We start from the raw sequence: 18,498 nt of genomic DNA on the forward strand, positions 1-18,498 counted from the left end.
CACGTAGTTGTTAAACCAGCGGGCGCTCAATCAGCCAACCCGCTGGGGTCGACTTACCTTGAACGTCCGAGAATCAGAGGAATCAAATGGCTCGTAAAACACCCATTGCCCGCTACCGTAATATCGGTATCAGTGCGCACATCGACGCCGGTAAGACTACCACTACCGAACGCGTTCTGTTCTACACCGGTGTAAACCACAAAATCGGTGAAGTACATGACGGCGCAGCAACCATGGACTGGATGGAGCAGGAACAGGAACGTGGTATTACCATCACCTCCGCTGCGACCACCTGTTACTGGTCTGGTATGGCCAAGCAGTTTGAACCACACCACGTAAACATTATCGACACCCCAGGACACGTTGACTTCACCATCGAAGTTGAACGTTCTATGCGTGTGCTTGATGGCGCGGTAATGGTTTACTGTGCAGTTGGTGGCGTTCAGCCACAGTCTGAGACTGTATGGCGTCAGGCTAACAAATATAAAGTTCCACGCATTGCGTTCGTTAACAAAATGGACCGCATGGGTGCTAACTTCCTGAAAGTTGTTAAACAGATGGAAGTTCGTCTGGGCGCAACTCCAGTTCCTCTGCAGCTGGCTATCGGCGCAGAAGAGAAATTCACCGGTGTTGTTGACCTGGTGAAAATGAAAGCAATCAACTGGAACGACGCAGACCAGGGTGTAACCTTCGTCTACGAAGATATCCCAGCTGATATGCAGGAACTGGCTGAAGAATGGCATGCGAAGCTGGTTGAAGCCGCTGCTGAAGGCTCTGATGAGCTGATGGAGAAATTCTTCGGTGGTGAAGAACTGACTGAAGAAGAGATCAAAACATCTCTGCGTAAGCGTGTTCTGAACAACGAAATTATCCTGGTAACCTGTGGTTCTGCATTTAAGAACAAAGGTGTTCAGGCGATGCTGGATGCAGTTGTTGAATATCTGCCAGCACCGACTGACGTTACCGCGATCAACGGTATGCTGGACGACGGTAAAGACACGCCGGCTGTTCGTCACTCTGATGACAACGAGCCGTTTGCTGCACTGGCGTTCAAAATCGCTACCGACCCGTTCGTGGGTAACTTAACCTTCTTCCGCGTTTACTCTGGTGTTGTTAACACGGGTGACACCGTGTTCAACCCGGTTAAGTCAAACCGTGAGCGTCTGGGCCGTATCGTTCAGATGCACGCTAACAAGCGTGAAGAGATTAAAGAAGTTCGTGCGGGTGATATCGCAGCTGCGATCGGCCTGAAAGATGTGACCACTGGTGACACCCTGTGTGACCCAGATAACGTCATCATCCTTGAGCGCATGGAGTTCCCGGAGCCGGTAATCTCTATCGCCGTTGAGCCAAAAACCAAAGCTGACCAGGAAAAAATGGGTCTGGCTCTGGGCCGTCTGGCAAAAGAAGACCCATCATTCCGCGTATGGACTGATGAAGAATCTAACCAGACCATCATCGCCGGTATGGGTGAATTGCACCTCGACATCATCGTTGACCGTATGAAGCGTGAGTTCAACGTTGAAGCAAACGTGGGTAAACCACAGGTTGCTTACCGTGAAGCGATTCGCAACAAAGTTACCGATGTTGAAGGTAAACACGCCAAGCAGTCTGGTGGTCGTGGTCAGTATGGCCATGTTGTTATCGACATGTACCCACTGGAGCCAGGTTCGAACCCGAAAGGCTACGAATTTGTCAACGACATCAAAGGTGGTGTGATTCCTGGTGAATACATCCCTGCGGTTGACAAAGGTATCCAGGAGCAGCTGAAATCAGGCCCTCTGGCTGGTTACCCGGTTGTGGATCTGGGCGTGCGTCTGCACTTCGGTTCTTACCACGATGTCGACTCCTCAGAACTGGCGTTTAAACTGGCCGCGTCTCTTGCCTTCAAACAAGGCTTTAAACAAGCGACACCTGTTCTGCTTGAGCCTATCATGAAGGTTGAAGTTGAAACGCCAGAAGAGAACACGGGTGATGTCATCGGTGACCTTAGCCGTCGTCGTGGTATGCTCAAAGGGCAGGAATCTAACGCTACTGGCGTTCAGATTCACGCTGAAGTTCCGTTGTCTGAGATGTTCGGATACGCAACTCAGCTGCGTTCTCTGACCAAAGGTCGTGCTTCTTACTCCATGGAGTTCCTGAAGTATGACGATGCGCCAAACAACGTAGCGCAGGCCGTTATTGAAGCTCGTAGCAAATAAGCTACGGTTTAAATTTGAACTGATGCCTTCACCCAGATGGTGAAGGCACAACGTAAGGAATTATCGCCATGGCGAAAGAGCAATTTCAGCGTAACAAACTGCACGTAAACGTGGGCACCATCGGTCACGTCGACCACGGTAAAACCACCCTGACTGCAGCTATCACCACCGTACTGTCTAAAACTTACGGCGGCCAGGCTCGTGCATTCGATCAGATCGATAACGCACCAGAAGAGAAAGCACGTGGTATCACCATCAACACTTCACACGTTGAGTATGAAACCCCGACTCGCCACTATGCGCACGTTGACTGCCCAGGCCACGCCGACTATGTGAAAAACATGATCACCGGTGCTGCGCAGATGGACGGCGCGATCCTGGTTGTTGCTGCGACTGATGGCCCAATGCCACAGACCCGTGAGCACATCCTGCTGGGTCGTCAGGTTGGCGTTCCTTACATCATCGTGTTCCTGAACAAGTGTGACATGGTTGATGATGAAGAGCTGCTGGAACTGGTAGAGATGGAAGTTCGTGACCTGCTGTCAGCATATGACTTCCCAGGCGACGACACTCCAATCGTTCGTGGTTCTGCTCTGAAAGCGCTGGAAGGCAACCCAGAGTGGGAAGCGAAAATCATCGAACTGGCTGAGCATCTGGACAACTACATCCCAGAGCCACAGCGTGCGATCGACATGCCGTTCCTGCTGCCAATCGAAGACGTATTCTCAATCTCTGGCCGTGGTACCGTTGTTACCGGTCGTGTTGAGCGCGGCATCGTTAAAGTCGGCGACGAAGTTGAAATCGTGGGTATCAAAGATACTGTGAAATCAACCTGTACCGGTGTTGAGATGTTCCGTAAGCTGCTGGACCAGGGTCAGGCAGGCGAAAACTGTGGTGTTCTGCTGCGCGGTATCAAGCGTGAAGACATCCAGCGTGGCCAGGTTCTGGCTAAGCCAGGCTCAATCAAGCCGCACACCCAGTTCGAGTCAGAAGTTTACGTTCTGTCTAAAGACGAAGGTGGTCGCCATACTCCGTTCTTCAAAGGCTATCGTCCACAGTTCTACTTCCGTACAACTGACGTAACCGGCTCAGTAGAGCTGCCAGAAGGCGTTGAAATGGTAATGCCAGGCGACAACATCAAAATGGTTGTTACCCTGATCCACCCAATCGCAATGGACGAAGGTCTGCGCTTCGCAATCCGCGAAGGCGGCCGTACCGTTGGCGCGGGTGTTGTTGCTAAAGTTATCGCTTAATTGTGATATCTGCTGTGGCTGTGTAAATGGCCACTGCAACACAGTAAAAAGAGCACTTCGGTGCTCTTTTTTTTTGCTCTGAAAACGCCATAACCCTGCAAAGGGTGGGTTTGAAATAAAAACGATTCGCATTTACACTGTGTACAGAAAATGTACCCGAGTGATGAATCAATGTACGTCTGCCTGTGTAATGCCATCAGTGATAAAACCCTTCGTGAAGTCGTGCGTCGCTATCAGCCCAAATCTATTCAGCAACTGCGCCAGCTTGTGCCGGTCGGCAAGCAATGCGGCAAATGCATTCGTGCTGCGCGTGAAATTATGGATGAAGAGATGCAGCATGCACCACTCTACAAAGAGATAGCCTGACCGACGATCGGTGCGTGAATACCCACAATATCTGTCGCGTTTTTTTGACTTCTTTTTAACCGCATCTACGCTCTAATAAACCAGACGCGGAGGGTTAACAATGAAGGGCGATATCAAAGTTATCAGTCATCTCAACAAACTGCTTGGAAATGAACTGGTTGCTATCAATCAGTACTTTCTTCATGCGCGCATGTTCAAAAACTGGGGTCTGACGCGCCTCAATGATGTGGAATACCATGAATCAATCGATGAGATGAAACATGCCGATAAATATATTGAGCGTATTCTTTTCCTTGAAGGGATCCCAAATCTTCAGGATCTGGGACGGCTCCGTATCGGTGAAGATGTTGAAGAGATGCTGAGTTCAGACCTGAATCTGGAGCTGGAGGGCGCGAAAGACCTACGTGAAGCTATCTCCTATGCTGACAAAGTGCATGACTATGTCAGCCGTGACATGATGATTGAAATCCTGGCTGATGAGGAACATCACATCGACTGGATTGAGACGGAACTTGAGTTAATCCAGAAGATGGGCATCCAGAACTATCTGCAGGCTCAAATCAAACAAGAGTGAATCGGGTCTGCAGCACTATCGTTACCCAGCCCGCAATGGCCAGGAAAGGGCCAAACGGCAGCGGGCTGTCCCCCTGAATAAAACCCCGCAGTTGCAGCATCACGATCGACGTCAGCGCCATAACGGTGGCACCCAGCGCAATCCAGGGTAATGCCTGCCAGCCACAGCAGGCACCTAACGCTGCGAAAAGCTTGATATCGCCATAACCTAATCCCTCGTACCCCCGCATCTGCCGATAGCTCCAGGCGAGCAGCCACAACGCACAGTAGCCCGCCACAGCACCCCATATCGCCGTTGTTTCGGTTCCGGACAGCGTGGCATGGAATAATCCGGACCAGAGCAGCAGATAATTGAGCGGGTCAGGTATACAGAAGTGGCGACGATCGATGGCAGCCACGAGCAGCAAGAGGCCGGAGGCAGTAATAATAAAAACAGCCTCCGCAGAGTGGTCAAAACTCTGCAGCACCAGCAGGCACAGAAGGGCGAACAGCCATTCAATGACAACGCTTTCTGCGCCGAACGCGCGATGACAGAAGCGACACCGTCCTTTTAAGCCAGGCCAGCTGACTAACGGCAGCGCATCTCGCCACAGCAGGCGCTGCTGGCAATGATTACAGTGCGAACCCGGAAAGCAGAGTAGGGCAAACCATTGAGCGGGTGAGAGGGCGGGGGTGAAGCGCTGGCTGGTCAGCGAAAGAAAGCTTCCCAATGCACCTCCGCCTGCGAGTGCAGCAATGTGAGTTATCAGAGTGGGCGACATGATTATGCTCCGGACGAAAGGTTAGATGCACTCTCGTGGGCAACGGGTTCTGTGTCACCTATGAATGAAGAAGGGCGGAAACAGACTCACAACTGAATAACTGATTTATCAGCGATACGGCAGTGCAATGCGACGCACGCTTCACGAACCGGCCACAATTTAATGGGTAAAACCTCAACACGGGTTGCTTCCTGAACAGATTTACGTATAATGCGCGGGCCTGCAGATATTGCAGGCGCGATTCGAGCAGAATCGCAGACGGCTGAAATTTAGGCCGCCTGACAATACTCCCAATTGTGGAGTTATATGCTGAACGATTACACTCTCCCATCAATCGTAATGGGCTCGAGTAGTAATTTTTTTCGTCTATAAAAAGTTTGGAGCTCTGGTCTCATGCAGAACCAAAGAATCCGTATCCGTCTTAAAGCGTTTGATCATCGTCTGATCGATCAATCAACCGCGGAAATCGTTGAGACCGCCAAGCGCACTGGTGCGCAGGTTCGTGGTCCAATCCCGCTGCCAACCCGCAAAGAGCGTTTTACTGTTCTGATCTCTCCGCACGTTAACAAAGATGCGCGTGATCAGTACGAAATCCGCACTCACAAGCGTCTGGTAGACATCGTTGAGCCAACTGAAAAAACCGTTGATGCTCTGATGCGTCTGGATCTGGCTGCCGGTGTTGACGTGCAGATCAGCCTGGGTTAATCAGGTCATCGAGCGATTGAGAGGTTGAAACAATGATTGGTTTAGTCGGTAAAAAAGTGGGCATGACCCGCATCTTCACTGAAGATGGCGTTTCTATCCCCGTCACCGTAATCGAAGTTGAAGCGAACCGCGTTACTCAGGTCAAAGGCCTGGAAAACGATGGTTACCAGGCAATTCAGGTTACCACCGGTGCTAAAAAAGCAAACCGTGTGACCAAACCTGAAGCTGGTCATTTTGCTAAAGCTGGCGTTGAAGCTGGCCGTGGCCTGTGGGAATTCCGCACCGCTGAAGGTGAAGAATACTCTGTAGGTCAGAGCATCAGCGTTGAGATTTTCGCTGAAGTTAAGAAAGTTGACGTAACCGGTACCTCTAAAGGTAAAGGTTTCGCCGGTACCGTTAAGCGCTGGAACTTCCGTACCCAGGACGCTACTCACGGTAACTCCTTGTCTCACCGCGTTCCGGGTTCTATCGGTCAGAACCAGACTCCGGGCAAAGTGTTCAAAGGCAAGAAAATGGCAGGTCAGCTGGGTAATGAGCGCGTAACCGTTCAGAGTCTGGACGTAGTACGTGTTGACGCTGAGCGCAACCTGCTGCTGGTTAAAGGTGCAGTTCCCGGTGCTACCGGTAGCGACCTGATCGTTAAACCAGCTGTGAAGGCGTAAGGGGATAGCAATGGAATTAGTATTGAAAGACGCGCAGAGCGCGCTGACTGTTTCCGAAACTACCTTCGGTCGTGATTTCAACGAAGCGCTGGTTCACCAGGTTGTTGTTGCTTACGCATCTGGCGCCCGCCAGGGTACTCGCGCGCAGAAAACTCGCGCCGAAGTAACCGGTTCAGGCAAAAAGCCATGGCGTCAAAAAGGCACCGGCCGTGCGCGTGCAGGTTCTGTAAAGAGCCCAATCTGGCGTTCAGGTGGTGTGACCTTTGCTGCGAAGCCGCAGGACCACAGTCAAAAAGTTAACAAAAAGATGTACCGCGGCGCGCTGAAAAGCATCCTGTCCGAACTGGTACGTCAAGATCGTCTGATCGTTGTCGAATCATTTGCTGTAGAAGCACCGAAAACCAAGTTGCTGGTACAGAAACTGAAAGACATGGCTCTGGAAGACGTGCTGATCATCACCGGTGAACTGGATGAGAATCTGTTCCTGGCTGCGCGCAACCTGTACAAGGTTGACGTACGTGATGCATCCGGTATCGACCCAGTTAGCCTGATCGCCTTCGACAAAGTCGTTATGACTGCTGATGCAGTTAAGCAAGTTGAGGAGATGCTGGCATGATCCGTGAAGAACGTCTGCTGAAAGTACTGCGCGCGCCGCACGTATCTGAAAAAGCATCTAGCGCGATGGAAAAAACCAATACCATCGTTCTCAAAGTTGCTAATGACGCGACCAAAGCAGAGATCGTTGCTGCTGTTGAGAAACTGTTCGAAGTAGAAGTTAAAGACGTAAACACCCTGGTAGTTAAGGGCAAAGTTAAGCGTCAAGGACAGCGTATCGGTCGTCGTAGCGACTGGAAAAAAGCTTACGTCACCCTGAAAGAAGGCCAGAATCTGGACTTCGCTGGCGGCGCTGAGTAAGTCGGAGGAGAAAGACAATGGCAGTTGTTAAATGTAAACCGACATCTCCGGGTCGTCGCCATGTAGTTAAAGTGGTAAACGCGGAGCTGCACAAGGGCAAACCATTTGCCCCGCTGGTAGAAAAAAACAGCAAATCCGGTGGCCGTAACAACAATGGTCGTATCACTACCCGTCATATCGGTGGTGGTCACAAGCAGGCTTATCGTATTGTTGACTTCAAACGCAACAAAGACGGTATCCCGGCAGTTGTTGAACGTCTTGAGTACGATCCGAACCGCTCTGCGAACATCGCACTGGTTCTGTACAAAGACGGCGAGCGCCGTTACATCCTGGCCCCTAAAGGCCTGAAAGCCGGCGACCAGATCCAATCTGGCGTTGATGCTGCGATTAAAGCAGGTAACACTCTGCCGATGCGTAACATCCCGGTGGGTTCAACCGTGCATAACGTAGAAATGAAACCAGGCAAAGGCGGTCAGATTGCTCGCTCAGCCGGTGCTTACGTGCAGATCGTTGCGCGTGAAGGTTCTTACGTTACCCTGCGTCTGCGTTCAGGTGAAATGCGTAAAGTCGAGTCTGACTGCCGCGCAACACTGGGCGAAGTCGGCAACGCTGAGCATATGCTGCGCGTTCTGGGTAAAGCTGGTGCAGCCCGTTGGCGTGGTGTTCGTCCTACCGTTCGTGGTACCGCGATGAACCCAGTTGATCACCCGCACGGTGGTGGTGAAGGTCGTAACTTTGGTAAGCACCCGGTAACTCCGTGGGGCGTTCAGACCAAAGGTAAGAAGACCCGTAGCAACAAGCGTACCGATAAGTTTATCGTACGTCGCCGTAGCAAATAATATTAGAGGATAAGCCATGCCACGTTCTCTCAAGAAAGGTCCTTTTATTGACCTGCACTTGCTGAAGAAGGTAGAGAAAGCGGTGGAAAGCGGTGACAAGAAGCCTTTGCGCACTTGGTCCCGTCGTTCAACGATCTTTCCTAACATGATCGGTTTGACCATCGCTGTCCATAATGGTCGTCAGCACGTTCCTGTCTTTGTTTCCGACGAAATGGTTGGTCACAAACTGGGTGAATTCGCGCCGACACGTACTTATCGCGGTCACGCGGCTGATAAAAAAGCCAAGAAGAAATAAGTAGGAGGAAGAGATGGAAACTTTAGCTCAACATCGCCACGCTCGTTCTTCTGCTCAGAAGGTTCGCCTTGTTGCTGACCTGATTCGCGGTAAGAAAGTGTCGCAGGCACTGGACATTTTGACCTACACCAATAAGAAAGCGGCTGTACTGGTCAAAAAAGTTCTGGAATCTGCCATTGCTAACGCCGAACACAACGATGGCGCTGATATCGACGATCTGAAAATCACGAAAATTTTCGTTGATGAAGGTCCGACCATGAAACGCATTATGCCGCGTGCCAAAGGTCGTGCAGATCGCATCCTGAAGCGCACCAGCCACATTACTGTGGTTGTGTCCGATCGCTGAGACTCTGGAGACTAGCAATGGGTCAGAAAGTACATCCTAATGGTATTCGCCTGGGTATTGTAAAACCATGGAACTCTACCTGGTTTGCGAACACCAAAGAATTCGCTGACAACCTGGACAGCGATTTTAAAGTACGTCAGTTTTTGACTAAAGAACTGGCTAAAGCATCTGTCTCTCGTATCGTTATCGAGCGTCCAGCGAAGAGCATCCGTGTGACTATTCACACCGCTCGTCCGGGCATCGTTATCGGTAAGAAAGGCGAAGATGTAGAAAAACTGCGCACGGTCGTCGCGAATATCGCTGGCGTTCCTGCACAGATTAATATCGCCGAAGTCCGCAAGCCGGAACTGGACGCGAAACTGGTAGCTGACAGCATCACTTCACAGCTGGAGCGTCGTGTGATGTTCCGTCGTGCTATGAAGCGTGCAGTTCAGAACGCCATGCGTCTTGGCGCGAAGGGTATTAAAGTCGAAGTTAGCGGCCGTCTGGGTGGCGCCGAGATCGCACGTACCGAATGGTATCGTGAAGGTCGCGTGCCATTGCACACACTGCGTGCTGACATTGACTACAACACCTCTGAAGCGCACACCACTTATGGTGTAATCGGCGTTAAGGTATGGATCTTCAAAGGTGAGATCCTGGGTGGTATGGCTGCTGTTGAACAACCGGAACCGGCTGCTCAACCTAAAAAGCAGCAGCGTAAAGGCCGTAAGTAAGGAGAGTCGCTGATGTTACAACCAAAGCGTACGAAATTCCGTAAAGTGCACAAAGGCCGTAACCGCGGTCTGGCTGCGGGTACGGATGTCAGCTTCGGTACTTTCGGTCTGAAAGCTGTTGGCCGTGGTCGTCTGACTGCTCGTCAGATCGAAGCAGCACGTCGTGCTATGACCCGTGCAGTTAAGCGTCAAGGTAAGATCTGGATCCGAGTATTCCCGGACAAACCGATCACCGAGAAGCCGCTGGAAGTGCGTATGGGTAAAGGTAAGGGTAACGTAGAGTATTGGGTTGCCCTGATCCAGCCTGGTAAAGTCCTGTATGAAATGGACGGCGTACCAGAAGAGCTGGCCCGTGAAGCATTCAAGCTGGCAGCAGCAAAACTGCCTATCAAAACCACCTTTGTAACTAAGACGGTGATGTAATGAAAGCAACTGAGCTGCGTGAAAAAAGCGTTGAAGAGCTGAACACTGAGCTGCTTAATCTGCTGCGTGAGCAATTTAACCTGCGCATGCAGGCAGCATCTGGCCAACTGCAGCAGACTCATCTGCTGAAACAGGTTCGCCGTGATGTTGCACGCGTTAAGACTTTACTGACTGAGAAGGCGGGTTCGTAATGACCGATAAAATCCGTACTCTGCAGGGTCGTGTAGTAAGTGACAAAATGCAGAAATCTGCAGTTGTTGCTATCGAACGTTTCGTGAAACACCCGATCTACGGCAAATTCATTAAACGTACGACCAAGCTGCACATCCATGACGAGAACAATGAATGTGGAATTGGTGACGTGGTAGAAATCCGCGAATGCCGTCCACTGTCCAAGACTAAATCCTGGACCCTGGTTCGCGTAATCGAGAAAGCTGTTCTATAATAAGAATCGTTTTTTCTGAGGAAACCCTCTGCTTCGGCAGGGGGTTTTTTTTTGCCTGCGATTCGGGCTTGATCCATTTGTGCCCGTGGCAATACGGATTTGATGGTGCTCACAAATTCAGGGGCTTGCAGGGATTAAGCTGCCTCTCTTCAGGCGAGGTGGCCTGAAAACGCCAGGCTATAAACGCCGGGGTTATCATAACTGTACAAGGAAATGTGCCGTGAAAATGGAGAGTCATGACCGCTTACGCCGGTCACTGTTAAAATTGCCACTGTTAGCTGCGTTACCTGCGATTAGCTCTGCCAAAAGCTTGCCGCTATTATCGGGTAACACACAACCACTACCCACAGGCAATAGCATGGAACGAACTCTGTTACTGAAGAATGCTGAATGTGTGGTCTGCATGGATGCTGATCGTCGGGAAATAGGTAACGCCTCTATTCTGATAAAAGGAAATAAGATCCTTGCAGTCGGGGAAGCACGCTCGTTACCTGATAGCGCGGATGAGATCATCGATCTGCGAGGACATATTGTCATCCCTGGCCTGATCAATACGCATCACCACATGTTTCAGAGCCTGACCCGCGCTATTCCTGCAGTGCAAAACGGCGAGCTCTTTAACTGGCTGACCCACCTCTATCCACTGTGGCAGAATCTGACGCCTGAGATGATTCATATCTCAACACAGATCTCCATGGCCGAGTTAATGCTCTCCGGCTGCACCACTACCAGTGACCATCTCTACGTCTACCCGAATGGCTGTAAGCTTGACGACAGTATTGAGGCTGCAGCCTTAATGGGCATGCGTTTCCATGCGAGCCGGGGCAGCATGAGCGTCGGTAAGTCCCTGGGTGGCTTACCACCCGATGCGCTGGTAGAGGATGAAGCCGCCATTCTTAAAGATACGCAGCGTGTGATTGAGCGCTACCATGATGACAGCCACGGTTCGATGTTACGCATCGTGGTTGCGCCATGTTCGCCGTTTTCAGTCAGCCGTGAGCTGATGAAGCAATCCGCAGCGATGGCACGCAGCTTCAATGTCTCTATGCATACCCATCTGGCGGAGAACGACAGCGATATTCGTTATAGCCGTGAAAAATTCAATATGACGCCAGCACAGTATGTTGAAGACCTCGGCTGGGTAGGACCGGATGTCTGGCATGCACACTGCGTCAAACTGGATCAGCATGGCATAGAACTCTTTGCACGTACCGGTACCGGCGTCGCGCACTGTCCCTGCTCGAACATGCGTCTCGGTTCCGGTATTGCGCCGATACGCCATATGTGTGATGCCGGCGTACACGTGGGTATGGGTGTGGATGGCTCAGCCTCCAATGACAGCTCAGACATGATGGCCGAGGTTCGTCAGGCGATGCTGCTGCAACGCGTTGGCTTCGGCCCGGATGCGATGACGGCACGTCAGGCACTGGAACTGGCGACGCTGGGTGGAGCAAAGGTGCTAAACCGCGATGATGTGGGCACCATTGCGCCGGGCATGATGGCCGATCTGGCCATTTTTGACCTGAATCGAATTGGACTTGCCGGGGCAGGGCACGATCCTGTCGCCGCCCTGGTGTTCTGTAATCCGGGACAGGTTGCCTATAGCATCATTAACGGAAAAGTCCGGGTACGGGACGGACAAGTGGCCGGAATTGAACTGCCAGCCGTGTTGCGTCAGCATAACCAACTGGCCAGGAAACTGGCTGGTTGAGTCAGAAGGGCACTTTATTTGGGAGGCGACGAAAAATAAGGCAGATTACATTTGCTACTGTTCGCACTATTCCCTAGAATACGCCCTCCCTGTCATCAGGGGAAATCAGCGGCTCGATTGAGAGCCGTTTATTTTTTCTACCCATCTGTGAGAACCGGTGTTACAATGCCGCGCCCTCAATTATGGGGCTTTCTAACGACCTGAGGTTTAGGTCCCGAAGTAGTAGTTGACATTAGCGGAGCACTAAAATGATCCAAGAACAGACTATGCTGAACGTCGCCGACAACTCCGGTGCACGTCGCGTAATGTGTATCAAGGTTCTGGGTGGCTCGCACCGTCGCTACGCAGGCGTCGGTGACATCATCAAAGTTACCATCAAGGAAGCAATTCCGCGTGGTAAAGTCAAAAAAGGTGATGTCCTGAAGGCGGTAGTGGTGCGCACCAGGAAGGGTGTTCGTCGCCCGGACGGTTCTGTCATTCGCTTCGATGGTAATGCATGCGTTATTCTGAACAATAACAGTGAGCAGCCTATCGGTACGCGTATTTTTGGGCCGGTAACTCGTGAACTTCGTACTGAAAAGTTCATGAAAATTATCTCTCTGGCACCAGAAGTACTCTAAGGAGCGAACAATGGCAGCTAAAATCCGTCGTAACGACGAAGTTATCGTGTTAACCGGTAAAGATAAAGGTAAGCGCGGTAAAGTTAAGAATGTCCTGTCTTCTGGTAAGGTCATCGTTGAAGGTATCAACCTGGTGAAGAAACATCAGAAGCCGGTTCCGGCTCTGAACCAACCAGGTGGCATCGTTGAAAAAGAAGCTGCTATTCAGGTTTCTAACGTTGCACTGTTCAACGCGGCAACTGGTAAGGCTGACCGTGTAGGCTTTAGATTCGAAGACGGCAAAAAAGTCCGTTTCTTCAAGTCTAACAGCGAAACTATCAAGTAATTTGGAGTAGTACGATGGCGAAACTGCATGATTACTACAAAGACGAAGTAGTCCAGAAACTCATGACAGAGTTTGGCTACAATTCTGTCATGCAAGTCCCTCGGGTCGAGAAGATCACCCTGAACATGGGTGTTGGTGAAGCGATCGCTGACAAGAAACTGCTGGATAACGCAGCAGCTGACCTGGCAGCAATCTCCGGTCAAAAACCGCTGGTCACCAAAGCACGCAAATCAGTTGCAGGCTTCAAAATCCGTCAGGGCTATCCGATCGGCTGTAAAGTAACTCTGCGTGGCGAGCGCATGTGGGAGTTCTTTGAGCGTCTGGTCACCATTGCTGTTCCACGTATCCGTGACTTCCGTGGCTTGTCCGCTAAGTCATTCGATGGTCGTGGCAACTACAGCATGGGTGTACGTGAGCAGATCATCTTCCCAGAAATCGACTACGACAAAGTCGATCGCGTTCGTGGTTTGGATATCACCATTACCACTACTGCGAAATCTGATGATGAAGGCCGTGCTCTGCTGGCTGCCTTTGACTTCCCGTTCCGTAAGTAAGGTAGGGTTACTTAATGGCTAAGCAATCTATGAAAGCACGCGAAGTTAAGCGTGCAAAATTAGCAGACAAATTCTTCGCTAAACGCGCTGAACTGAAAGCGATCATCTCTGATGTGAACGCTTCCGACGAAGATCGTTGGGATGCTGTTCTGAAGCTGCAGAGTCTGCCGCGTGATTCCAGCCCTTCGCGTCAGCGTAACCGCTGCCGTCAAACAGGTCGTCCGCACGGTTTCCTGCGGAAGTTTGGGTTGAGCCGTATCAAGGTCCGCGAAGCCGCCATGCGCGGTGAAATCCCGGGCCTGAAAAAGGCTAGCTGGTAATTGTCACCAATTGAATCACGGGAGTAACACAGATGAGCATGCAAGATCCGATCGCGGATATGCTGACCCGTATCCGTAACGGTCAGGCCGCAAACAAAGTTGCGGTCACCATGCCTTCCTCCAAGCTGAAATTGGCAATTGCCAACGTTCTGAAGGAAGAAGGATATATTGAAGATTTCAAAATCGAAGGCGACATCAAGCTGGAACTGGAACTTACTCTCAAGTATTTCCAGGGCAAAGCTGTTGTAGAAAGCATTCAGCGAGTAAGCCGTCCTGGTCTGCGCATCTATAAGAAAAAAGATGAGCTGCCAAAGGTAATGGCTGGTATGGGCATCGCTGTAGTTTCTACATCTAAAGGTGTCATGACTGATCGTGCAGCGCGCCAGGCAGGTCTTGGTGGCGAAATTATCTGCTACGTAGCGTAATCGGAGGATACATATGTCTCGTGTTGCTAAAGCACCTGTCGTTGTTCCTGCCGGCGTAGAGGTAAAACTCAACGGTCAGGTAATTTCGATTAAAGGTAAAAACGGCGAGCTGACTCGTACTATCAATGATGCTGTTGAAGTTAAGCATGCTGACAACGCTCTGACTTTCGCTCCGCGCGAAGGTTTCGTTGACGGCTGGGCGCAGGCGGGTACTTCTCGCGCGCTGCTGAACGCAATGGTAATCGGTGTTACCGAAGGCTTCACTAAGAAGCTGCAGCTGGTTGGTGTAGGTTATCGTGCAGCCGTTAAAGGCGACGTGGTTAACCTGTCTCTGGGCTTTTCTCATCCAGTCGATCACCAGCTGCCCGCGGGTATCACTGCAGAATGTCCAACTCAGACTGAGATCGTGCTGAAAGGCGCTGATAAACAGCTGATTGGTCAGGTTGCAGCGGACTTGCGCGCCTACCGTCGTCCTGAGCCTTATAAAGGCAAGGGTGTCCGTTACGCCGACGAAGTCGTGCGTACCAAAGAGGCTAAGAAGAAGTAAGGTAACACTATGGATAAGAAATCTGCTCGTATCCGTCGTGCGACCCGTGCACGTCGCAAGCTCAAAGAGCTGGGTGCTACTCGCCTGGTGGTACATCGTACCCCGCGTCATATTTACGCACAGGTAATCGCCCCGAACGGTTCCGAAGTTCTGGTCGCTGCTTCTACTGTAGAAAAAGCTATCACTGAACAACTGAAGTATACCGGTAATAAAGAAGCCGCAGCTGCAGTAGGTAAAGCTATCGCAGAACGCGCAATCGAAAAAGGCATCACTGGTGTTTCTTTCGACCGTTCCGGTTTCCAATATCATGGTCGCGTCCAGGCACTGGCAGATGCTGCCCGTGAAGCTGGCCTTCAGTTCTAAGGTAGAGGTCTAAGATGGCACACATCGAGAAACAAGCTGGCGAACTGCAGGAAAAACTGATCGCGGTAAACCGTGTTTCTAAAACTGTTAAAGGTGGTCGTATCTTCTCCTTCACAGCACTGACTGTGGTAGGCGATGGTAATGGTCGCGTAGGTTTTGGTTACGGTAAAGCGCGTGAAGTTCCAGCAGCGATCCAGAAAGCGATGGAGAAAGCCCGTCGCAACATGGTTAACGTCGCGCTGACCAACGGCACCCTGCAGCACCCAGTTAAAGGTGCACACACGGGTTCCCGCGTGTTCATGCAGCCGGCTTCAGAAGGTACCGGTATTATTGCCGGTGGTGCAATGCGCGCCGTTCTGGAAGTCGCTGGAGTTCATAACGTACTGGCAAAAGCCTATGGTTCTACTAACCCGATTAACGTGGTTCGTGCAACTATCGACGGCCTGGGCAATATGAAATCTCCGGAAATGGTCGCTGCTAAGCGTGGTAAATCCGTTGAAGAAATTCTGGGGTAATCACGATGGCTAAGACTATTAAAATCACTCAAACCCGTAGTTCAATCGGCCGCTTGCCTAAGCATAAAGCCACTCTGGTTGGCCTGGGTCTGCGTCGTATTGGCCACACCGTTGAGCGTGAAGACACGCCTGCAGTACGCGGTATGGTTAACGCGGTTTCCTATATGGTTAAAGTGGAGGAGTAAGAGATGCGTTTAAATACTCTGTCTCCGGCCGAAGGGTCTAAGCACGCTACCAAGCGTCTGGGTCGTGGTATCGGTTCTGGCCTCGGAAAAACCGGTGGTCGTGGTCACAAAGGTCAGAACTCACGTTCTGGCGGTGGCGTACGTCGCGGTTTCGAAGGTGGTCAGATGCCTCTGTACCGTCGTCTGCCGAAGTTCGGTTTCACCTCTCGCAAAGCAATGATCACCACAGAGATTCGTCTGTCTGATCTGGCGAAAGTTGAAGGCGGTACCGTCGACCTGAACGCGCTGAAAGCAGCCAACATTGTCGGTGTTCAGATTGAATTCGTTAAAGTAATTCTGTCTGGTGAAGTTTCTACACCGGTAACGGTTCGCGGTCTGCGTGTCACCAAAGGTGCACGTGCTGCAATCGAAGCTGCTGGCGGTAAAATCGAGGAATAAGTAGCAGATGGCTAAACAACCGGGATTAGATTTTCAAAGTGCCAAGGGTGGCTTTGGTGAGCTGAAACGCAGACTGCTGTTTGTAATCGGCGCACTCATTGTCTTCCGTATTGGCTCTTTTATTCCAATCCCTGGTATTGATGCCACTGTACTTGCCAAACTGCTTGAGCAACAGCGTGGCACCATCATTGAAATGTTTAACATGTTCTCTGGTGGTGCTCTGAGCCGTGCTTCTATTTTCGCACTGGGCATCATGCCGTATATTTCGGCATCGATTATCATCCAGTTATTAACGGTGGTTCATCCAGCGTTAGCGGAAATTAAGAAAGAAGGGGAGGCTGGCCGTCGTAAGATTAGCCAGTACACCCGATACGGTACGTTGGTATTGGCCATATTTCAGTCGATCGGTATTGCTACCGGTCTGCCGAATATGCCAGGGATGCAAGGCCTGGTAATGAATCCAGGCTTTGCTTTCTATTTTACCGCTGTTGTGAGTCTGGTCTCAGGAACGATGTTCCTGATGTGGCTGGGCGAACAGATTACTGAACGTGGTATCGGTAACGGTATTTCGATCATTATCTTCGCAGGTATCGTTGCGGGTCTCCCGCCGGCCATTGGCCATACCATCGAGCAAGCGCGGCAAGGCGACCTGCACTTCCTTCTGTTGCTGTTGGTTGCAGTACTCGTATTCGCAGTGACCTTCTTTGTTATCTTTGTTGAACGTGGTCAACGCCGCATTGTGGTGAACTACGCAAAACGTCAGCAAGGTCGTCGCGTTTACGCTGCACAGAGCACACATTTACCGTTGAAAGTGAACATGGCAGGCGTCATTCCAGCCATTTTTGCTTCCAGCATTATTCTGTTCCCGGCAACGATTGCATCGTGGTTTGGGGGCGGTACCGGTTGGAACTGGCTGACAACAATTTCGCTGTATTTGCAGCCAGGACAGCCGCTTTATGTGCTACTCTATGCGACTGCAATCATCTTCTTCTGTTTCTTCTATACGGCGTTGGTTTTCAACCCACGTGAAACAGCAGATAACCTGAAGAAGTCTGGTGCATTCGTACCGGGAATTCGTCCGGGAGAGCAAACGGCGAAGTATATTGATAAAGTAATGACGCGATTGACCTTAATCGGCGCTCTCTACATTACGTTTATCTGCCTTATCCCGGAGTTCATGCGTGATGCGATGAAGGTCCCCTTCTACTTTGGCGGTACTTCACTGCTTATCGTAGTTGTCGTCATCATGGACTTTATGGCTCAAGTGCAAACTCTGATGATGTCAAGTCAGTACGAGTCGGCACTGAAGAAAGCTAACCTGAAAGGCTACGGCCGTTAATTCAGTTGGTTGAGAAGTTACGGAGAGTAAAAATGAAAGTTCGTGCTTCCGTCAAGAGATTATGTCGTAACTGCAAAATCATTCGTCGCGACGGTGTCGTCCGTGTGATCTGCAGCGCCGAGCCAAAGCATAAACAGCGCCAAGGCTGATTTTGTCACATATTTTTCTTGCAAAGTCGGGTTGAGCTGGCTAGATTAGCCAGCCAATCTTTTGTATGTCAGTGCGTTTCCATTTGAGTATCCTGAAAACGGGCTTTTCAGCATGGGACGTGCTTGTTTAATTATAGGAGTGCATAGTGGCCCGTATAGCAGGCATTAACATTCCTGATCAAAAACATACCGTTATCGCATTAACTTCGATCTTCGGTATCGGTAAAACTCGTTCTAAAGCCATCTGCGCTTCAACGGGTATTGCTGAAAATGTTAAGATCAGTGAGCTGTCTGAAGAACAAATTGATCAGCTGCGTGATGCAGTTGCGAAATTCGTTGTAGAAGGTGATCTGCGCCGTGAAATCACCCTGAGCATCAAGCGTCTTATGGACCTTGGTTGCTACCGTGGTTTGCGCCATCGTCGTGGTCTTCCGGTTCGCGGTCAGCGTACTAAGACCAACGCACGTACCCGTAAGGGTCCGCGTAAACCGATCAAGAAATAATCGG

30 protein-coding genes are annotated in these 18,498 nt (G+C 50.9%); 29 read left to right on the forward strand and 1 reads right to left on the reverse strand.

Features of this window, described 5'->3' with window-relative positions:
• The first annotated feature begins 86 nt into the window (after positions 1–86).
• The 4 genes from fusA (at position 87) to bfr (ending at position 4,394) form a co-directional block, all read left to right on the forward strand.
• Positions 87–2,201, forward strand: a complete 2,115-nt coding sequence (fusA, locus tag ACXKZD_RS02085) for an elongation factor G (RefSeq protein ID WP_010253020.1) — start codon at positions 87–89, stop codon at positions 2,199–2,201.
• Between the two features lie 68 nt (positions 2,202–2,269).
• On the forward strand, positions 2,270–3,454 hold the full coding sequence (gene tuf / locus ACXKZD_RS02090; RefSeq protein ID WP_010253018.1) for an elongation factor Tu: 1,185 nt from the start codon (positions 2,270–2,272) through the stop codon (positions 3,452–3,454).
• Positions 3,455–3,625: 171 nt separating this feature from the next.
• On the forward strand, positions 3,626–3,820 hold the full coding sequence (gene bfd / locus ACXKZD_RS02095; protein ID WP_010671585.1) for a bacterioferritin-associated ferredoxin: 195 nt from the start codon (positions 3,626–3,628) through the stop codon (positions 3,818–3,820).
• A 100-nt stretch (positions 3,821–3,920) separates the two neighbouring features.
• Positions 3,921–4,394, forward strand: a complete 474-nt coding sequence (gene bfr, locus ACXKZD_RS02100; RefSeq protein WP_010253012.1) for a bacterioferritin — start codon at positions 3,921–3,923, stop codon at positions 4,392–4,394.
• Here bfr and ACXKZD_RS02105 read toward each other — a convergent pair.
• Positions 4,381–5,154: a prepilin peptidase gene (locus ACXKZD_RS02105; RefSeq protein WP_010671586.1), complete on the reverse strand. Its 774-nt coding sequence runs from the start codon at positions 5,152–5,154 to the stop codon at positions 4,381–4,383. The two genes, bfr and ACXKZD_RS02105, sit on opposite strands and share 14 nt — an antisense overlap.
• A gap of 393 nt (positions 5,155–5,547) precedes the next feature.
• On the opposite strand from ACXKZD_RS02105, the gene rpsJ reads away from it, so the two are divergent.
• The 25 genes from rpsJ (at position 5,548) to rpsM (ending at position 18,494) form a co-directional block, all read left to right on the forward strand.
• Positions 5,548–5,859, forward strand: coding sequence for a 30S ribosomal protein S10 (rpsJ, locus tag ACXKZD_RS02110; protein WP_001181005.1), 312 nt, complete (start codon positions 5,548–5,550; stop codon positions 5,857–5,859).
• 32 nt (positions 5,860–5,891) lie between these two features.
• Entirely contained in the window at positions 5,892–6,521 is a 630-nt protein-coding gene (gene rplC, locus ACXKZD_RS02115) for a 50S ribosomal protein L3 (protein ID WP_003850712.1), read from the forward strand.
• A gap of 10 nt (positions 6,522–6,531) precedes the next feature.
• Entirely contained in the window at positions 6,532–7,137 is a 606-nt protein-coding gene (rplD, locus tag ACXKZD_RS02120) for a 50S ribosomal protein L4 (RefSeq protein WP_003850711.1), read from the forward strand.
• The gene (gene rplW / locus ACXKZD_RS02125) at positions 7,134–7,436 is read left to right on the forward strand and encodes a 50S ribosomal protein L23 (protein WP_003850708.1); all 303 of its coding nucleotides are present in this window, start codon (positions 7,134–7,136) and stop codon (positions 7,434–7,436) included. The genes rplD and rplW overlap by 4 nt, the downstream gene beginning before the upstream one ends.
• 17 nt (positions 7,437–7,453) lie before the next feature.
• Complete coding sequence (gene rplB / locus ACXKZD_RS02130) at positions 7,454–8,275, forward strand: 50S ribosomal protein L2 (RefSeq protein WP_008927137.1); 822 nt, start codon at positions 7,454–7,456, stop codon at positions 8,273–8,275.
• A gap of 16 nt (positions 8,276–8,291) precedes the next feature.
• Entirely contained in the window at positions 8,292–8,570 is a 279-nt protein-coding gene (gene rpsS, locus ACXKZD_RS02135; RefSeq protein WP_001138115.1) for a 30S ribosomal protein S19, read from the forward strand.
• A gap of 13 nt (positions 8,571–8,583) precedes the next feature.
• Positions 8,584–8,916: a 50S ribosomal protein L22 gene (gene rplV, locus ACXKZD_RS02140; protein WP_008927136.1), complete on the forward strand. Its 333-nt coding sequence runs from the start codon at positions 8,584–8,586 to the stop codon at positions 8,914–8,916.
• Positions 8,917–8,933: 17 nt separating this feature from the next.
• Positions 8,934–9,632, forward strand: coding sequence for a 30S ribosomal protein S3 (gene rpsC, locus ACXKZD_RS02145; RefSeq protein WP_009087585.1), 699 nt, complete (start codon positions 8,934–8,936; stop codon positions 9,630–9,632).
• A gap of 12 nt (positions 9,633–9,644) precedes the next feature.
• Positions 9,645–10,055: a 50S ribosomal protein L16 gene (gene rplP / locus ACXKZD_RS02150; protein ID WP_008927134.1), complete on the forward strand. Its 411-nt coding sequence runs from the start codon at positions 9,645–9,647 to the stop codon at positions 10,053–10,055.
• On the forward strand, positions 10,055–10,246 hold the full coding sequence (gene rpmC / locus ACXKZD_RS02155) for a 50S ribosomal protein L29 (RefSeq protein ID WP_003850146.1): 192 nt from the start codon (positions 10,055–10,057) through the stop codon (positions 10,244–10,246). Before rplP ends, rpmC begins: the two co-directional genes overlap by 1 nt.
• A complete protein-coding gene (gene rpsQ / locus ACXKZD_RS02160; protein WP_003850147.1) occupies positions 10,246–10,500 on the forward strand; it encodes a 30S ribosomal protein S17 in 255 nt (84 codons plus the stop codon). Before rpmC ends, rpsQ begins: the two co-directional genes overlap by 1 nt.
• Positions 10,501–10,858: 358 nt before the next feature.
• Positions 10,859–12,211 carry an 8-oxoguanine deaminase gene (locus ACXKZD_RS02165; RefSeq protein ID WP_050680333.1) on the forward strand — a complete coding sequence of 451 codons (1,353 nt, stop codon included), beginning with the start codon at positions 10,859–10,861 and terminating at the stop codon, positions 12,209–12,211.
• Positions 12,212–12,459: 248 nt separating this feature from the next.
• Entirely contained in the window at positions 12,460–12,831 is a 372-nt protein-coding gene (gene rplN, locus ACXKZD_RS02170) for a 50S ribosomal protein L14 (RefSeq protein ID WP_006120590.1), read from the forward strand.
• Positions 12,832–12,841: 10 nt separating this feature from the next.
• Positions 12,842–13,156 (forward strand): 50S ribosomal protein L24, encoded by a 315-nt coding sequence (gene rplX / locus ACXKZD_RS02175; RefSeq protein WP_003850150.1) that lies wholly within the window; start codon positions 12,842–12,844, stop codon positions 13,154–13,156.
• Between the two features lie 14 nt (positions 13,157–13,170).
• The gene (rplE, locus tag ACXKZD_RS02180) at positions 13,171–13,710 is read left to right on the forward strand and encodes a 50S ribosomal protein L5 (protein WP_003850155.1); all 540 of its coding nucleotides are present in this window, start codon (positions 13,171–13,173) and stop codon (positions 13,708–13,710) included.
• A 14-nt stretch (positions 13,711–13,724) separates the two neighbouring features.
• Positions 13,725–14,030, forward strand: a complete 306-nt coding sequence (gene rpsN, locus ACXKZD_RS02185) for a 30S ribosomal protein S14 (protein ID WP_008927132.1) — start codon at positions 13,725–13,727, stop codon at positions 14,028–14,030.
• Positions 14,031–14,062: 32 nt separating this feature from the next.
• The gene (rpsH, locus tag ACXKZD_RS02190) at positions 14,063–14,455 is read left to right on the forward strand and encodes a 30S ribosomal protein S8 (RefSeq protein ID WP_003850158.1); all 393 of its coding nucleotides are present in this window, start codon (positions 14,063–14,065) and stop codon (positions 14,453–14,455) included.
• 13 nt (positions 14,456–14,468) lie between these two features.
• Positions 14,469–15,002 (forward strand): 50S ribosomal protein L6, encoded by a 534-nt coding sequence (rplF, locus tag ACXKZD_RS02195; protein WP_003850161.1) that lies wholly within the window; start codon positions 14,469–14,471, stop codon positions 15,000–15,002.
• A 9-nt stretch (positions 15,003–15,011) separates the two neighbouring features.
• Positions 15,012–15,365: a 50S ribosomal protein L18 gene (gene rplR / locus ACXKZD_RS02200; protein WP_003850163.1), complete on the forward strand. Its 354-nt coding sequence runs from the start codon at positions 15,012–15,014 to the stop codon at positions 15,363–15,365.
• 14 nt (positions 15,366–15,379) lie between these two features.
• Entirely contained in the window at positions 15,380–15,880 is a 501-nt protein-coding gene (gene rpsE, locus ACXKZD_RS02205) for a 30S ribosomal protein S5 (protein WP_003850164.1), read from the forward strand.
• A 5-nt stretch (positions 15,881–15,885) separates the two neighbouring features.
• The gene (gene rpmD / locus ACXKZD_RS02210; RefSeq protein WP_003850166.1) at positions 15,886–16,065 is read left to right on the forward strand and encodes a 50S ribosomal protein L30; all 180 of its coding nucleotides are present in this window, start codon (positions 15,886–15,888) and stop codon (positions 16,063–16,065) included.
• 3 nt (positions 16,066–16,068) lie between these two features.
• Positions 16,069–16,503, forward strand: coding sequence for a 50S ribosomal protein L15 (gene rplO, locus ACXKZD_RS02215; RefSeq protein WP_488981840.1), 435 nt, complete (start codon positions 16,069–16,071; stop codon positions 16,501–16,503).
• Between the two features lie 7 nt (positions 16,504–16,510).
• Positions 16,511–17,842: a preprotein translocase subunit SecY gene (gene secY, locus ACXKZD_RS02220; protein ID WP_003850175.1), complete on the forward strand. Its 1,332-nt coding sequence runs from the start codon at positions 16,511–16,513 to the stop codon at positions 17,840–17,842.
• A gap of 32 nt (positions 17,843–17,874) precedes the next feature.
• Positions 17,875–17,991, forward strand: coding sequence for a 50S ribosomal protein L36 (gene rpmJ, locus ACXKZD_RS02225; RefSeq protein ID WP_010252805.1), 117 nt, complete (start codon positions 17,875–17,877; stop codon positions 17,989–17,991).
• Positions 17,992–18,137: 146 nt separating this feature from the next.
• Positions 18,138–18,494, forward strand: a complete 357-nt coding sequence (gene rpsM, locus ACXKZD_RS02230) for a 30S ribosomal protein S13 (protein WP_003850176.1) — start codon at positions 18,138–18,140, stop codon at positions 18,492–18,494.
• The last annotated feature ends 4 nt before the right edge of the window (positions 18,495–18,498 follow it).

This window comes from Pantoea sp. ABR1s (assembly GCF_057812235.1).

Excerpts from the sequence above, each read along its gene's own strand:
- fusA (WP_010253020.1), top strand. The coding sequence starts at position 87 with ATGGCTCGTAAAACACCCATTGCCCGCTACCGTAATATCGGTATCAGT.
- tuf (WP_010253018.1), top strand. The coding sequence starts at position 2,270 with ATGGCGAAAGAGCAATTTCAGCGTAACAAACTGCACGTAAACGTGGGC.
- bfd (WP_010671585.1), top strand. The coding sequence starts at position 3,626 with ATGTACGTCTGCCTGTGTAATGCCATCAGTGATAAAACCCTTCGTGAA.
- bfr (WP_010253012.1), top strand. The coding sequence starts at position 3,921 with ATGAAGGGCGATATCAAAGTTATCAGTCATCTCAACAAACTGCTTGGA.
- ACXKZD_RS02105 (WP_010671586.1), bottom strand. The coding sequence starts at position 5,154 with ATGTCGCCCACTCTGATAACTCACATTGCTGCACTCGCAGGCGGAGGT.
- rpsJ (WP_001181005.1), top strand. The coding sequence starts at position 5,548 with ATGCAGAACCAAAGAATCCGTATCCGTCTTAAAGCGTTTGATCATCGT.
- rplC (WP_003850712.1), top strand. The coding sequence starts at position 5,892 with ATGATTGGTTTAGTCGGTAAAAAAGTGGGCATGACCCGCATCTTCACT.
- rplD (WP_003850711.1), top strand. The coding sequence starts at position 6,532 with ATGGAATTAGTATTGAAAGACGCGCAGAGCGCGCTGACTGTTTCCGAA.
- rplW (WP_003850708.1), top strand. The coding sequence starts at position 7,134 with ATGATCCGTGAAGAACGTCTGCTGAAAGTACTGCGCGCGCCGCACGTA.
- rplB (WP_008927137.1), top strand. The coding sequence starts at position 7,454 with ATGGCAGTTGTTAAATGTAAACCGACATCTCCGGGTCGTCGCCATGTA.
- rpsS (WP_001138115.1), top strand. The coding sequence starts at position 8,292 with ATGCCACGTTCTCTCAAGAAAGGTCCTTTTATTGACCTGCACTTGCTG.
- rplV (WP_008927136.1), top strand. The coding sequence starts at position 8,584 with ATGGAAACTTTAGCTCAACATCGCCACGCTCGTTCTTCTGCTCAGAAG.
- rpsC (WP_009087585.1), top strand. The coding sequence starts at position 8,934 with ATGGGTCAGAAAGTACATCCTAATGGTATTCGCCTGGGTATTGTAAAA.
- rplP (WP_008927134.1), top strand. The coding sequence starts at position 9,645 with ATGTTACAACCAAAGCGTACGAAATTCCGTAAAGTGCACAAAGGCCGT.
- rpmC (WP_003850146.1), top strand. The coding sequence starts at position 10,055 with ATGAAAGCAACTGAGCTGCGTGAAAAAAGCGTTGAAGAGCTGAACACT.
- rpsQ (WP_003850147.1), top strand. The coding sequence starts at position 10,246 with ATGACCGATAAAATCCGTACTCTGCAGGGTCGTGTAGTAAGTGACAAA.
- ACXKZD_RS02165 (WP_050680333.1), top strand. The coding sequence starts at position 10,859 with ATGGAACGAACTCTGTTACTGAAGAATGCTGAATGTGTGGTCTGCATG.
- rplN (WP_006120590.1), top strand. The coding sequence starts at position 12,460 with ATGATCCAAGAACAGACTATGCTGAACGTCGCCGACAACTCCGGTGCA.
- rplX (WP_003850150.1), top strand. The coding sequence starts at position 12,842 with ATGGCAGCTAAAATCCGTCGTAACGACGAAGTTATCGTGTTAACCGGT.
- rplE (WP_003850155.1), top strand. The coding sequence starts at position 13,171 with ATGGCGAAACTGCATGATTACTACAAAGACGAAGTAGTCCAGAAACTC.
- rpsN (WP_008927132.1), top strand. The coding sequence starts at position 13,725 with ATGGCTAAGCAATCTATGAAAGCACGCGAAGTTAAGCGTGCAAAATTA.
- rpsH (WP_003850158.1), top strand. The coding sequence starts at position 14,063 with ATGAGCATGCAAGATCCGATCGCGGATATGCTGACCCGTATCCGTAAC.
- rplF (WP_003850161.1), top strand. The coding sequence starts at position 14,469 with ATGTCTCGTGTTGCTAAAGCACCTGTCGTTGTTCCTGCCGGCGTAGAG.
- rplR (WP_003850163.1), top strand. The coding sequence starts at position 15,012 with ATGGATAAGAAATCTGCTCGTATCCGTCGTGCGACCCGTGCACGTCGC.
- rpsE (WP_003850164.1), top strand. The coding sequence starts at position 15,380 with ATGGCACACATCGAGAAACAAGCTGGCGAACTGCAGGAAAAACTGATC.
- rpmD (WP_003850166.1), top strand. The coding sequence starts at position 15,886 with ATGGCTAAGACTATTAAAATCACTCAAACCCGTAGTTCAATCGGCCGC.
- rplO (WP_488981840.1), top strand. The coding sequence starts at position 16,069 with ATGCGTTTAAATACTCTGTCTCCGGCCGAAGGGTCTAAGCACGCTACC.
- secY (WP_003850175.1), top strand. The coding sequence starts at position 16,511 with ATGGCTAAACAACCGGGATTAGATTTTCAAAGTGCCAAGGGTGGCTTT.
- rpmJ (WP_010252805.1), top strand. The coding sequence starts at position 17,875 with ATGAAAGTTCGTGCTTCCGTCAAGAGATTATGTCGTAACTGCAAAATC.